Here is a 12,421-nt window from a genome sequence, read left to right as displayed (position 1 = left end):
GCCGGGGCGGGGCCGCACGGCCCCAACACGCCCTGTCCGGGCGGTACGTGCGGGGTGGCCCGCCCGCGCGGGGCGTGGACAATCGGGGACATGAGCCAACGAGGTGAGCGCGCGGACGGGCCCGACTGGTGGAGCCGGCTCTACGACGGCGACACGCCGGACACCGGCGGGGCGCCGGCACGGGACAGCGTCGACGAGCGGTTCGCCTCCGCCGCCCGCACGGTCGGCCGGGGCCGCCCGCAGGCGACACCGCGGGCAGCATCGGAGGAGACAGCGCAGGCGACACCGCGGGCAGCATCGCAGACGACACAGCAGGCACCGCCGCCGCGGTCCCCCGTCCCCGGCTTCGCCGACGGCGCCCCGCCCGCGGGCGGCTCCGAACCGGCCGCCCTGCCCGCGGCCGACCCCGGCGAACTGCCCGCCCTGGCACCCGACACCGCGCTCGACGGGGCGCGCCACGGCTGCTTCACCCTGCGCGCCGCCTCCACCCGCGGTGACACCGCCCGCCACCGGGGCGAGCCGCGCCGCGAGACCCTGCTCACCGCCCGGTTCGGCGGCGGCGACGACGCGCTGGTGATGGTCGCCGTCGCCCGCGGCGCCCGTACGGCCCCCGGGGCGCACCGGGCCGCGCGGGAGGTCTGCCACCGGCTGGGCGAACTCGTCGGCCGCAGCCACGCGCGGCTGGTGGAGGACATCCGCGGGGCCCGCCGCGGAGCCCTGAAGTCCGGTCTGCACCGGCTGACCGGCCGCGCCTACGGCGGGCTGCGCGCCGACACGGCGGAACCGGACCCGGAGGCGGACGAGCGCGCCGCCGGCGTGCGCTGCCTGCTGGTGCCCGTCGACCCCCGGTGCCGCACACGGGTGTTCTTCGGGACGGGCGGCGGCGGGCTGTTCCGGCTGCGGGACGGGGTCTGGCAGGACCTCGAGCCCGCCGCCGCACCGGAGCCGGAAGCGGATCCCAGGCCGGGTCCCGGGTCGGGGCGGGAGGCCGGGCCGCCGCCGGGGCCGCCGTTCCGCTTCCGGGCGTCCGTCGCCCGTCCCGGGGACACCCTGCTGATGTGCGGACCGGGACTGGCCGGGCCGATGCGGGGCGGGGGCGGCCTCGCCGCCCGGCTGGCCGAGCGCTGGTCCGCCCCCGAGCCCCCCGGGCTGGCCGACTTCCTGACCGGCGTACGGCCGCCGGCCGAGGGGTGCGCGGAAGACCGTACGGCCGCCGCGGTCTGGGAACACTGACCGCGGCGGCCGTACGCGAGGGGCTGGGAGGATCAGCCGAACTGCTTCTCTATGGCGGCGAGTTTGGCCTCCAGCGAGTCCAGCCGGGGGCTGGTCAGGCTCTCGTCCGAACCGAACGGGTCCGCCGGGCGGGGAGGATCGACCTTGCGCAGCCCGTCCGCGCCCCGCCCGCCGCCCGCGGCGTCGTCCGAGGCGGCCTGGAGCGCGGCGCGCGGCCGTGCGGGCTGCGGGGTGCCCGCGCTGACCTCCAGCTCCACCTGCTGGCCGTCGGCGCCGCCGCGGCCCAGCCGGCTGATCGCCCGCAGCCGGGCCCGCTCCAGCTTGCGCTGCTCGCGCTTGCGGGCGTGCTCCTCCTCCTTGCGGCGGCGGTCCTCGCGGACCTCGTCGACCGCCTCGTCCAGCGTCCGCACGCCCTCCAGCAGCATCAGCGACCAGGCGGCGTAGGTCTCGCGCGGCGCGCGCAGCCAGCGCACGACCCGGATCTGCGGCAGCGGACGCGGCACCAGTCCCTGCTCGCGCAGGGCGGCGCGCCGGGTCTGCTTGAGCGCCCGGTCGAAGAGGATGGCCGCCGCGATCGACATGCCGGCGAAGAACTGCGGGGCGCCCGCGTGCTCGTCGCCGCGCGGGGCGTGCACCCAGTTGAACCACGCCGCGGCGCCCGCGAACAGCCACACCAGCAGCCGGGAGCCGAGGGAGGCGTCACCGTGGCTGGCCTCGCGGACGGCGATGACGGCGGAGAACATGGCCGCGCCGTCCAGACCGAAGGGGACCAGGAACTCCCAGCCGCCCGACAGTCCCAGGTTCTCCCGTCCGAAGCCGACCAGGCCGTGGAAGGAGAGTGCGGCGGCGACGCCGGCGCAGCAGAAGAGCAGGACGTAGGAGGCGATGGCGTAGACCGTCTCCTTGCGGCGGCGGCGCTCCTCCATCCGCTCCCAGGAGTCCGCGTTCTGGTCTTCCTCGGTCCTGTGGCGGCCTTTTCCACGGCCCATCAACACGACCGCGACCAGGGCGCCGACGAGCAGTACGGCACCCGCCAGCACCCAGTTCATCGATATGTCCGTCAATCTCATCCGGGGGTGTCCCTTGCCTGGCGGCATGCCGTGGAACGGCCCCGCCGTGCTCGCGTTGGCTTCGTTGACCCGCAGCATCCTGGCGGAAAAAAGATTGTGTGGCAGGCCCTTTGGGCCCAGAAAACCGCCAACGGTGGCCAGAACGTGCGAACAGGAGTGTAGCGAGCCGTTCTGCTCGTCGATAACCGGTCAGACGATCGAATGTCCCGGAGGGTTCGGCCGGCTCAGGCGCGCGAACCGCTCAGCCGCCTGACCCGGTCGGCGTCGCAGGTGCGCGGGCAGGTGACGCAGGTGTCCTCCGGGCGCAGCGTGTAGAACATGCAGCAGCTCGCCCGGTCCCGGGTGGAGTACGTCTCGCCGTCCGGCCCGGACAGCTCCCGGAAGGCGGCGCCCCGCGGGAACGGGGCGACCGAGCCCGGCAGCAGCAGTTCCGCCTCGGCCATCGCGCGCCGCTCCTCGCCCAGCAGGTGGCCGACGTACCACAGGCCCTCGGTGATCTCGTCCGTCGCCATGCCCCACAGGGCGCGCGGCCCGCGGCGCATGTGCGGCCGGAAACCGTCGAGGACGGGGCCGAGGTGCTCGGCGGCGGCCTCCCGCACGGCCGCGCGCAGCGCCTCCTCGCCCTCCACGACGCGGGCGCCGGGCAGGGCGGCGGCCGGGTCGCCGGGCAGGCAGGAGAACTCCCGGACGCACACCGCCAGCCGGCCCGAGGCGCGGTCGTAGGCGACCGACTCCACCGGGACGCGCGGCACCCGGCGGTGCAGGAACCAGGGGAGGGTCACCAGCAGGCAGGCCGACCAGGCGTAGCGGTGCAGGCCGAAGCTGGCGACCACGTCGGGCCGGGCCCGCTCCCCGTAGTCGCGCCGCACCTGCTCGTCGTCCCAGGCCAGGAAGGCGTCCAGGGCGGCGCCGCCCCCGGCCAGCTCCGCGGCCCGCACCCAGCCGCCGCCGCGCGGCAGGTCGCCCGCGTCCCGCACCTCGGTGATCCGCAGGCTCGGGAAGACCTCGGTCAGCCGTTCGTAGGCGGCGGAGAAGGGCGACGCGGTGGACGCCTCGGGCGCGAGGGCGGGAGCGAGGGTGCACATGGCCATGCGAGTACCACCGAATCGACGGCTATAACAGGTAAGGCTTACCTTAGCTCAATCGATCCGTGCCGTCTCCAGTGCCCGGCCGTACGAGTGGCGCGCGTCACTCCGGGGCGGCGTCCGGGGCGGCAGCGTTCGGGGTGGCGTCCGGGGCGGCGGCCTCCGGGGTGGCGTCCGGGGCCTCCGGCCGGTCCCCGGACGCCGCCAGCCGGTCGGCCAGCCAGCTCGGCACTCCGTCCAGCAGGCGGAACAGCCGCTGCGCCTCGGCCCGCAGCCGCTCCGCCTCCGGCTCCGGCCGGACGTCCGCCAGGGCCACCAGGGCCGGCGCCATGCCCACCAGGTAGCCCAGCTCCTCGCGCAGCCGCAGCGACTCGGCGAAGCCGTGCCGGGCCTCGGCCAGCTCGCCGGCGCGCAGGGCCAGGCCGGCCAGGTGTCGCCAGGTGAAGGAGCACAGCAGCGCGTCGCCCTGCGCGGTCGCCGCCGCGTGCGCCCGGCGGTACGCCGCCCGCGCCGCCTGGGGGTTGTCGCCGAAGTGCTCGGTCATCAGCCCGCGCCGGAAGTCCAGCATCGCCCGCCGGGGGGAGGTGGGCGGCAGCAGCGCCGCGGCCCGCCCCAGCGCGGCACGGGCCTCGTCGGCCCGGTCGCGCACCCCCAGCACCGTCGCGGCATAGGCCAGATGGCCGCGCTCGCAGGCTGCCCCGCCCCGCTCCTCGTCCGTCGACGCCATGGCCTCGGCGGTGCGCAGCGCCTCCTCGGCGCGCTCCCAGCCGTCGGCGGTGAACATGCAGCGCTCCACCAGCAGCGCCGCCCGCCGCAGCGCCGCCCCCGCGTCCTCCCGCGCGACGCGCGACTCCAGCAGCGCCGCCGCGTCCTCCCAGCAGCCGCGAGACCTCAGCCGCCACACCGCGTGGTCGAGCGGATCACCGTCCGCCTGCGCACCCGAGCCCGAACCCTCCAGCCGTACCGAACGTGACATGGCGGTCTCCGCCACAGTGCCTCCCCAAGCGCGCCGTCGAGCCGGATGTGAGCGAATCTCAGCACGAACACCGGGGTCCGGCCAAGGGGTAAGTGTGAACGGTTTCACAATCTTGGTCGGCTCTTGACACGGCCCGGAAACGCCTCCGTCCGCCGTCCCGCGGACGGGCTCCTCCCGCACGCCGCGGCCCGTACGCCGGGGGAGGGAGGCGGCGGGGGACGGGGCCGCTCACCGCTCCCGCGGGTGCTCCCGCTCGTCCCACCAGCGGTCGTCCGGCCCGCGCCGGTCGGCGACGACCGCCGCGACCGGCGGGATCACCATGGCCACCAGGCACATCCCGATGGCCAGCGGGACCGACCACAGGCGCACGAAGGCCCAGGCGCCGACGAAGAGGGCAGGCACCAGGGCAGGCACCAGGGCAGGCACAGGGCCATCAGCGCGAAGTAGCGGTGCCGCCTGCGCGCGTACACCCTTCCAGCGTAGGCCCGGGGTCCGTTCCCGCTCCCCGGGCGGGTCGGCGGGGCGTCAGCTCATGCGCAGGGCCAGGAAGAAGTCCACCTTGTCCTCCAGCCGGGACAGGTCGCGGCCGGTGAGCTGCTCGATGCGGCCCACCCGGTAGCGCAGGGTGTTGACGTGCAGGTGGAGGCGGGACGCGCAGCGCGTCCAGGAGCCGTCGGAGGCGAGGAACGCCTCCAGGGTGGGGATCAGCTCGGCGCGGTGGCGGAGGTCGTACTCGCGCAGCGGGTCCAGCAGCCGGGCGGTGAAGGCGCGGCGCACGTCGTCGGGCACGAAGGGCAGCAGCAGGACGTGCGAGGCCAGCTCCTCGTGCCCCGCCGCGCACACCCGCCCCGGGCGGGCGGCGGCCACGCGCCGCGCGTGGCGGGCCTCCTCCAGGGCGCCGCGCAGGCCCTCGGGGGAGTGGACGGCGGCGCTGACCCCCAGGGTCAGCCGGCCGCCGGGCCCGCCGGGGACGTCCAGGCCGCGCTCCAGCGGGCCCCGCAGGGAGTCGAGCAGGGCGGCGGCGCCGAACGCGCCCGCGGCCCGGGCGGACCCGGCGGCCTCCGCACCCGCCGCCTCCCCGGCGGCCTCTGCCTCTGCCGCCTCTCCGGCGGCCTCTGCTCCTGCCGCCTCTCCGGCGGCCCCTGCCTCTGCCGCCTCCCCGGCGGCCTTCGGAAGCGGTACGAGCGCGACGGCCTCCCCGCCGTCCGGCGCCACCGCGACCCGCCCGTCCGTCCCCTCCCCGCCGCCGGGGCCGGTCAGCGCCTCCTCCAGCAGCGCCCCGGCGGCCCGGGCCCGCTCCTCCTCGGACGGGCCGGCGCCGCCCTCCCAGTCCAGCCGGGCGACGACCGCCTGCCACAGCGGGGCGTCGCCGGCTCCGGGCAGCAGCACGGGGGCCGTGAGGCGCAGCCGGGCGGCGACCTCGGCTGGCGGCGCGCCGGTGCGGACCAGTTCCAGCACCTCCTGGGCCAGGCGCCGCCCCACCGCGCGGGAGGCGTCCCGCCGCTCGCGCTCGACCGCGATCAGCCGGGTGACGCCGTGCAGCAGGTCCAGCCGCTCGGCGGGCCACTCGTCCGCGTCGGCCTCCACGGCCAGCAGCCAGCCCGACAGCGCCGACAGCACCGCCCGCCGGGGATCGGGCGCGTCCGCCCCCTCGGCCCCCTCCGCCCCGCCCGCCCCGGCCGGGGGGCTGCCCACGGGGAACAGCGAGTACACCGTCTCGCCGGCCACCGCGCGGTACGGCCCGTGCCGTCCCGCCCGCACCGCCGCCAGGTGCTCGCCGGCCAGCCGCGCGCGGACGGGGGCCGGCAGCCGGTCCGCGCCGGACCCGGCGACCGGGCGGCCGGTGGGGGAGAGCACCCACGCGCGCAGGTCCAGGTCGGAGCCCAGCAGGTCCAGCACCACGTCCGGGCCGCCCCCGGCGGGGCCGGAGGACATCAGCCGCCGGTGCCGCTCCACCACGGCGGCCAGGTCACCGGCCCGCTCGCCCGAGACCTGCCGCACCACGTGCTCGGTGACGGTGGCGAAGGCGACCTTCTCGTCCACCGAGAACAGCGGCAGCCGGTGCCGTGCGCAGGCCGCCACCAGATCGGCGGGCACCGGGCCCAGCTCCGCCTCGCCCGCCGCCAGCCCGGCGACGCCCGCGGAGGTGAGGATGCGGACGAACGGCTCGGAGTCCTCGGGGCCGTGCCGCCAGGCCAGCCCCGTCAGGACCAGCTCGCCGCCCGACAGGTAGCGGCTCGGGTCGCGCAGGTCGGTGGTCATCACGCCCCGCACCTGCCGGTCGAGCTCCTCCTCGCCGCTCAGGAGCCGCAGTCCCAGGGAGGGGCTGTCCAGCAGCGCGCGCAACCGCATCCTCGTCGTCCGCCGATCTCTCGTACCGCTCGTGTGTGTGGGACGCGGGACACGCCCCGGTCTTCGTTCGAATCTACAAGACCGGTTCATGGGCCAGACAGGTGCTTCATGCCATCGGTGACTGCACCGGCCGGGCGACGGGCCGGTTCACTGGGTGCACGCGGGTGAAACACGGGGGTAGCCCGTTCGCATCCCCTCCTCCGCCCCCTTCCCGCCTTCCTCCGCCCCCTTCCCGCCTTCCCCCGTCCTTTTCCGTCCCCTCCCCGCCTTCTCCCGTCCCCTCCCGCACACGATCCCCGCCACGGCCCCCGGCGCGGGCGCCCCGTGGCCGACCGAGAAGAGACCACAGCATGGAGTTCCTGCGTCCCGCCAGCTGGGAGGAGGCGCTCGCCGCCAAGGCCGAGCACCCCGACGCCGTGCCCATCGCGGGCGGCACCGACGTCATGGTCGAGCTCAACTTCGGGCGGCGGCGCCCCGAGCGGCTGCTGGACCTCGGACGCGTCGCCGAGCTGCACGAGTGGGAGACCGGTCCGGGGAGCGTCCGGCTGGGCGCCGCCGTCCCCTACGCGCGGATCATGGAGCACCTGCGCGCCCAGCTGCCCGGCCTGGCCATGGCCGCCCGCACCGTCGGCTCCCCGCAGATCCGCAACCGCGGCAGCGTCGGCGGCAACCTGGGCGCCGCCTCCCCGGCCGGCGACTCCCACCCGCCGCTGCTGGCCGCGGGCGCCGAGGTCGAGGCGGTCTCGGTGCGCGGCACCCGGTCCATCCCCGTGGAGGAGTTCTACACCGGGGTCAAGCGCAACGCCCTCGCCCCCGACGAGCTGATCAGGGCCGTCCACGTCGCCAGGGCCGACGGACCGCAGCAGTTCTCCAAGGCCGGCACCCGCAACGCCATGGTGATCGCCGTGTGCGCCTTCGCCCTCGCCCTGCACCCGGCCACCCGCACCGTGCGCACCGGCATCGGTTCGGCCGCCCCCACCCCGGTGCGCGCCCGGCGGGCCGAGGACTTCCTGAACGGCGCGCTGGCCGAGGAGCGCCTGTGGGACAGCCGCCGGGCCATCGCCCCCTCGGTCGCGGAGCACTTCGCGCGGTTGTGCGCCGACTCCTGCGCCCCCATCGACGACGTGCGCGGCACCGCGGCCTACCGCCGCCACGCGGTCGCGGTCATGGCCCGCCGCACGCTCGCCTGGGCCTGGGAGGAGCACCGCGCCGGCCCCGGAGCGGCCGGCCCGGCGGAGGGAGGCGCGCGATGCGCGTGAACCTCACGGTCAACGGCCGCCCGTACCGGGCCGACGACGTCTGGGAGGGCGAGAGCCTGCTCTACGTGCTGCGCGAGCGCCTGGGCCTGCCCGGTTCGAAGAACGCCTGCGAACAGGGCGAGTGCGGCTCGTGCACCGTCCGCCTGGACGGGAGGCCCGTCTGCGCGTGCCTGGTCGCGGCCGGGCAGGCCGAGGGCCGCGAGGTCGTCACCGTCGAGGGGCTGGCCGGCCCGGCGCGGCGGCGAGCCGCCGGGGACGGTCCCGCGCCCGGGCAGGCGCCCCGGTCCGGGGAGGACGGCGGCCACGACGGCCACGACGGGCTCGCCCCCGTGCAGCGGGCGTTCCTCGAGACCGGGGCCGTCCAGTGCGGCTTCTGCACCCCCGGGCTGCTGGTCGCCGCCGACGAGCTGATCGAGCGGAACCCCACGCCGTCGGACGCCGACATCCGCGAGGCGCTCGCGGGCAACCTGTGCCGCTGCACCGGCTACGAGAAGATCCTGGACGCCGTACGCCTGGCGGCGGCCCGTACCGCGGCCGGCGCCGCGCGGAAGGGGGAGTGAGATGGGCACCACGGGCACCCCGGACGCCCCGGACGCCTCCCGGACCGGCGCCCCCGCCGCCGGACGGGACGCCGGAGGAGGGGTCGGCGACTGCGCCCCCCGCCCGGACGGCGTCCTGAAGGTGACGGGCGCGTTCGCCTACTCCTCCGACCTGTGGCACGAGGACATGCTGTGGGGCCGCACCCTGCGCAGCCCCCACCCGCACGCCCGGATCCGCTCGGTCGACGTCTCCGCGGCCCTGGCCGTCCCCGGCGTCCACGCCGTCCTCACCCACGCCGACCTGCCCGCCGAGACCCACTACGGCCTGGAGTTCCGCGACCAGCCCGTGCTGGCGGAGGACGTGGTGCGCCACCAGGGCGAGCCGGTGGCCCTGGTGGCCGCCGACCACCCCGAGACCGCCCGCCGCGCCGCCGGGCGCATCCGCGTGGAGTACGCCGAGCTGCCGCCCGTCACCGACGAGGCGTCCGCCACCGCCCCCGGCGCGCCCGTCCTCCACCCCCGCCGCACCGACCACCGGGCCGCCCACGTGCCGCACCCCAACATCGTCCACCGCCAGCCGGTGCGGCGCGGCGACGTGGCCGCCGCCCGGCAGCGCGCGGCGGCGGTCGTCACCGGCGAGTACGAGGTGGGGATGCAGGACCAGGCGTTCCTCGGCCCCGAGTCGGGCCTGGCCGTGCCCGCCGAGGACGGCGGCGTCGACCTCTACGTCGCCACCCAGTGGCTGCACGTCGACCGCGCCCAGCTCGCCCCCGTCCTCGGCCTGCCGCAGGAGAGGGTGCGGCTGACGCTCTCCGGCGTGGGCGGCGCGTTCGGCGCCCGCGAGGACCTGTCGATGCAGGCCCACGCCTGCCTGCTGGCGCTGCGCACCGGACGCCCCGTCAAGATGGTCTACGACCGGTACGAGTCCTTCTTCGGCCACGTCCACCGCCACCCCGCCAGGCTCCGCTACGAGCACGGCGCCACGCGCGACGGGAGGCTGCTGTACGTCGCCGCCCGGATCGTGCTGGACGGCGGCGCCTACGCCTCCTCCTCCCCGGCCGTCGTCGGCAACGCCGCCTCGCTCGGGGTCGGCCCCTACGAGGTGGAGAACGTCGACGTCGAGGCCCTGGCCCTGTACACCAACAACCCGCCCTGCGGCGCGATGCGCGGCTTCGGCGCCGTCCAGGCGTGCTTCGCCTACGAGTCCCAGATGGACAGGCTGGCCGAGAGGCTGGGCATGGACCCCGTCGAGCTGCGGCGGCGCAACGCCATGACGCAGGGCTCGGTGATGCCCACCGGCCAGGTCGTCGACTCCCCGGCCCCCGTGGCCGAGCTGCTGCGCCGGGTGCGGGAGAGGCCGCTGCCGCCGGAACGCGCCTGGCAGACCGGTCCCGGAACGGCGGACGTACGGCTCCTGCCCGGCGGCCCGTCCAACGCCACCCGCGGCGAGGACGTGGTGCGCGGCGTCGGCTACGCCGTCGGCATCAAGAACGTCGGCTTCTCCGAGGGCTTCGACGACTACTCCACCGCCCGGGTCCGCCTGGAGGCGGTGGGCGGCGAGCCGGTCGCCTCGGTGCACACCGCGATGGCCGAGGTCGGGCAGGGCGGCGTCACCGTGCAGGCCCAGATCGCCCGCACCGAGCTGGGCGTCGCCCGCGTCGTCGTACGCCCCGCCGACACCCGGGTCGGCTCGGCCGGCTCCACCTCCGCCTCCCGCCAGACGTACATGACCGGCGGCGCGGTCCGGAACGCCTGCCGGGCGGTGCGCGAGGAGGTCCTCCGCATCGGCCGCGGCCGGTTCGGCGCGGACCACCCGGCGTGGGGTGCGGACGGGCTGAGGCTGGAGGGCGGCAAGGTCGTCTCGCGCGACGGGGAGGTCCTCGCCCCCCTCGCCGACGTGCTGGGGGAGGAGGCGGTGGAGCTGGAGCTGGAGTTCCGGCACCGCCCCACCGAGCCGTTCGACCCGGCCACCGGCCAGGGCTCCGGCCACGTCCAGTACTCCTTCGCCGCCCACCGCGCGGTCGTGGAGGTCGACACCGGGCTGGGCCTGGTCAAGGTGGTGGAGCTGGCCTGCGCCCAGGACGTGGGGAAGGCGGTCAACCCCTCGGCGGTGGTCGGCCAGATCCAGGGCGGCACCGTCCAGGGGCTGGGGCTGGCGGTGATGGAGGAGATCCTCGTGGACTCCTCGGGAGCGGTCCGCAACCCCTCCTTCACCGACTACCTGATCCCCACGTTCCCCGACACCCCGGCCATCCCGGTGGACTACCTGGAACTGGCCGACGAGCACGCCCCCTACGGGCTGCGCGGCGTCGGGGAGGCCCCCACCCTGTCGTCCACCCCGGCCGTCGTCGCGGCGATCCGCGCGGCCACCGGGCGGGCCCTGACCCGCGTGCCCGTCCGCCCCGAGCACCTGACCGGCACATGAGCCCGCAGGACCCCGGGAGGCCCGGGGCCTCCGGGAAACCCCGGAACCCCGGCGGCCCGGCGGCCGTGCGGTCCCCGCTCGACCGCTGGTTCCACGTCTCCCGCCGCGGCTCCACGGTCGCGCGGGAGGTGCGCGGCGGCGTCACCACCTTCATGGCGATGGCGTACATCCTGCTGCTCAACCCCGTGCTGCTGTCCGTCCCCGACCGCCACGGGAACCGGCTCGACCCGGCCGAAGTGATCACCGCGACCGCGCTGGCCGCCGCCGTCACCACCGTCGCCATGGGCCTGATCGGCCGGGCCCCGCTGGCGCTGGCCGCCGGGCTGGGCGTCTCGGGCGTCCTGGCCACCCAGGTCGCCCCCGAGGTGAGCTGGCCGCAGGCGATGGGGATGTGCGTGATCTACGGGTCGGTGATCATCCTGCTGGTGGTCACCGGACTGCGCGAGCGCATCATGGACGCGATCCCGGCGGCGCTCAAGCACGCCATCACCATCGGCATCGGCCTGTTCATCGCGATGGTCGGCCTGGTCAACGCCGGGTTCGTCGGCCTGGGCGAGCCCGGCTCCCCGGTCACCCTCGGCAGGGGCGGGCATCTGACCGGCTGGCCGGTGCTCGCCTTCTGCGTCACCCTGCTGCTGATCTTCATGCTGCTGGCCCGGGGGGTGCCCGGCGCCCTCCTCGTCGGCATCGCCGCCGGCACCCTCGCCTCGATGGCCGCCACCGCCGCCTTCGGCATCGGGGACGAGGAGTGGGGCGGCGCCGTCCCCGAGCTTCCCGAACGGCTGGTCTCCGCCCCCGACTTCGGCCTGCTGGGGAACGTGGAGATCGGCGGCCTGGCCGCCCTGGGCGCCACCGGCTTCACCATGATCGTCTTCACGCTGGTGCTGGCCGGGTTCTTCGACGCGATGGCCACCATCATCGCCGTCGGCCACCAGGCGGGCCTCACCGACGAGCGGGAGCGGATGCCGGGGCTGGGCCGGGCGCTGCTGGTGGACGGCGCGGGCGGGGTGGTCGGCGGCGTGGCGAGCGCCTCGGGCCAGACCGTCTTCATCGAGTCGGCCACGGGCGTGGGCGAGGGCGCCCGCACCGGGCTGTCCGCCGTCGTCACCGGGCTGCTGTTCGCGGCGGCGCTGCTGTTCACCCCGCTGGCGCTGATCGTCCCCGGCCAGGTGGCCTCCGCCGCGCTGGTCGTCATCGGCGCGATGATGATGCAGAACTCCCGGTACGTGGACTGGACCGACCGCGCCACGGCGATCCCGGTCTTCCTCACCGTCGTCCTGATGCCCTTCACCTACTCCATCACCACCGGCGTCGGCGCGGGCGTCATCGCCTACACCGCCGTCCGGGTCGCGCAGGGGCGGTGGCGCGAACCGGGCCCGCTCATGTGGCTGCTGACGGCGGTGTTCCTCGTCCACTTCGCGGTGGGGACCGGCGGAGCGGGGGAGTGAACCGGCAGCGGACCGCGCCGGAGACGCCGGACCG

Annotated in this window: 9 protein-coding genes and 1 pseudogene; 5 read left to right on the top strand and 5 right to left on the bottom strand. The window is 76.5% G+C overall.

Annotated elements, in window-relative coordinates:
* The first annotated feature begins 90 nt into the window (after nucleotides 1-90).
* Entirely contained in the window at nucleotides 91-1,233 is a 1,143-nt protein-coding gene (locus QC029_RS08800; RefSeq protein ID WP_279554936.1) for a protein phosphatase 2C domain-containing protein, read from the top strand.
* Between the two features lie 32 nt (nucleotides 1,234-1,265).
* Here the strand turns inward: QC029_RS08800 and QC029_RS08795 are convergent, their stop codons facing one another.
* The 5 genes and pseudogenes from QC029_RS08795 to QC029_RS08775 form a co-directional block, all read right to left on the bottom strand.
* On the bottom strand, nucleotides 1,266-2,303 hold the full coding sequence (locus QC029_RS08795; RefSeq protein ID WP_279554935.1) for a DUF2637 domain-containing protein: 1,038 nt from the start codon (nucleotides 2,301-2,303) through the stop codon (nucleotides 1,266-1,268).
* 224 nt (nucleotides 2,304-2,527) lie between these two features.
* A complete protein-coding gene (locus QC029_RS08790; protein WP_279554934.1) occupies nucleotides 2,528-3,394 on the bottom strand; it encodes a (2Fe-2S)-binding protein in 867 nt (288 codons plus the stop codon).
* 97 nt (nucleotides 3,395-3,491) lie between these two features.
* Nucleotides 3,492-4,364 (bottom strand): hypothetical protein, encoded by an 873-nt coding sequence (locus QC029_RS08785; RefSeq protein WP_279554933.1) that lies wholly within the window; start codon nucleotides 4,362-4,364, stop codon nucleotides 3,492-3,494.
* Between the two features lie 228 nt (nucleotides 4,365-4,592).
* Nucleotides 4,593-4,834 (bottom strand): annotated as a pseudogene (locus QC029_RS08780) (DUF3099 domain-containing protein).
* Nucleotides 4,835-4,889: 55 nt separating this feature from the next.
* On the bottom strand, nucleotides 4,890-6,716 hold the full coding sequence (locus tag QC029_RS08775; protein ID WP_279554932.1) for a PucR family transcriptional regulator: 1,827 nt from the start codon (nucleotides 6,714-6,716) through the stop codon (nucleotides 4,890-4,892).
* Between the two features lie 350 nt (nucleotides 6,717-7,066).
* On the opposite strand from QC029_RS08775, the gene QC029_RS08770 reads away from it, so the two are divergent.
* The 4 genes from QC029_RS08770 to QC029_RS08755 are packed head-to-tail and all read left to right on the top strand — an operon-like array spanning nucleotide 7,067 to nucleotide 12,387.
* Nucleotides 7,067-7,975 carry a xanthine dehydrogenase family protein subunit M gene (locus QC029_RS08770; RefSeq protein ID WP_279554931.1) on the top strand — a complete coding sequence of 303 codons (909 nt, stop codon included), beginning with the start codon at nucleotides 7,067-7,069 and terminating at the stop codon, nucleotides 7,973-7,975.
* Nucleotides 7,966-8,535, top strand: coding sequence for a (2Fe-2S)-binding protein (locus tag QC029_RS08765; protein WP_279554930.1), 570 nt, complete (start codon nucleotides 7,966-7,968; stop codon nucleotides 8,533-8,535). Before QC029_RS08770 ends, QC029_RS08765 begins: the two co-directional genes overlap by 10 nt.
* 1 nt (nucleotide 8,536) lies before the next feature.
* A complete protein-coding gene (gene pucD, locus QC029_RS08760; protein ID WP_279554929.1) occupies nucleotides 8,537-10,939 on the top strand; it encodes a xanthine dehydrogenase subunit D in 2,403 nt (800 codons plus the stop codon).
* Nucleotides 10,936-12,387, top strand: coding sequence for an NCS2 family permease (locus tag QC029_RS08755; RefSeq protein WP_279554928.1), 1,452 nt, complete (start codon nucleotides 10,936-10,938; stop codon nucleotides 12,385-12,387). Before pucD ends, QC029_RS08755 begins: the two co-directional genes overlap by 4 nt.
* Nucleotides 12,388-12,421 lie beyond the last annotated feature (34 nt).

The sequence above is a fragment of the Streptomyces sp. DH37 genome (assembly GCF_029813835.1).
In the GTDB taxonomy this organism is placed as follows: Bacteria; Actinomycetota; Actinomycetes; order Streptomycetales; family Streptomycetaceae; genus Streptomyces.
The sequence above is the reverse complement of the archived record's forward strand: the minus strand, read 5'-3'. Positions and strand labels throughout refer to the sequence as shown.

Coding starts and splice junctions, on each gene's coding strand:
- QC029_RS08785 (WP_279554933.1), bottom strand. CDS start 4,364: ATGTCACGTTCGGTACGGCTGGAGGGTTCGGGCTCGGGTGCGCAGGCG.
- QC029_RS08795 (WP_279554935.1), bottom strand. CDS start 2,303: ATGAGATTGACGGACATATCGATGAACTGGGTGCTGGCGGGTGCCGTA.
- pucD (WP_279554929.1), top strand. CDS start 8,537: ATGGGCACCACGGGCACCCCGGACGCCCCGGACGCCTCCCGGACCGGC.
- QC029_RS08755 (WP_279554928.1), top strand. CDS start 10,936: ATGAGCCCGCAGGACCCCGGGAGGCCCGGGGCCTCCGGGAAACCCCGG.
- QC029_RS08765 (WP_279554930.1), top strand. CDS start 7,966: ATGCGCGTGAACCTCACGGTCAACGGCCGCCCGTACCGGGCCGACGAC.
- QC029_RS08770 (WP_279554931.1), top strand. CDS start 7,067: ATGGAGTTCCTGCGTCCCGCCAGCTGGGAGGAGGCGCTCGCCGCCAAG.
- QC029_RS08775 (WP_279554932.1), bottom strand. CDS start 6,716: ATGCGGTTGCGCGCGCTGCTGGACAGCCCCTCCCTGGGACTGCGGCTC.
- QC029_RS08800 (WP_279554936.1), top strand. CDS start 91: ATGAGCCAACGAGGTGAGCGCGCGGACGGGCCCGACTGGTGGAGCCGG.
- QC029_RS08790 (WP_279554934.1), bottom strand. CDS start 3,394: ATGGCCATGTGCACCCTCGCTCCCGCCCTCGCGCCCGAGGCGTCCACC.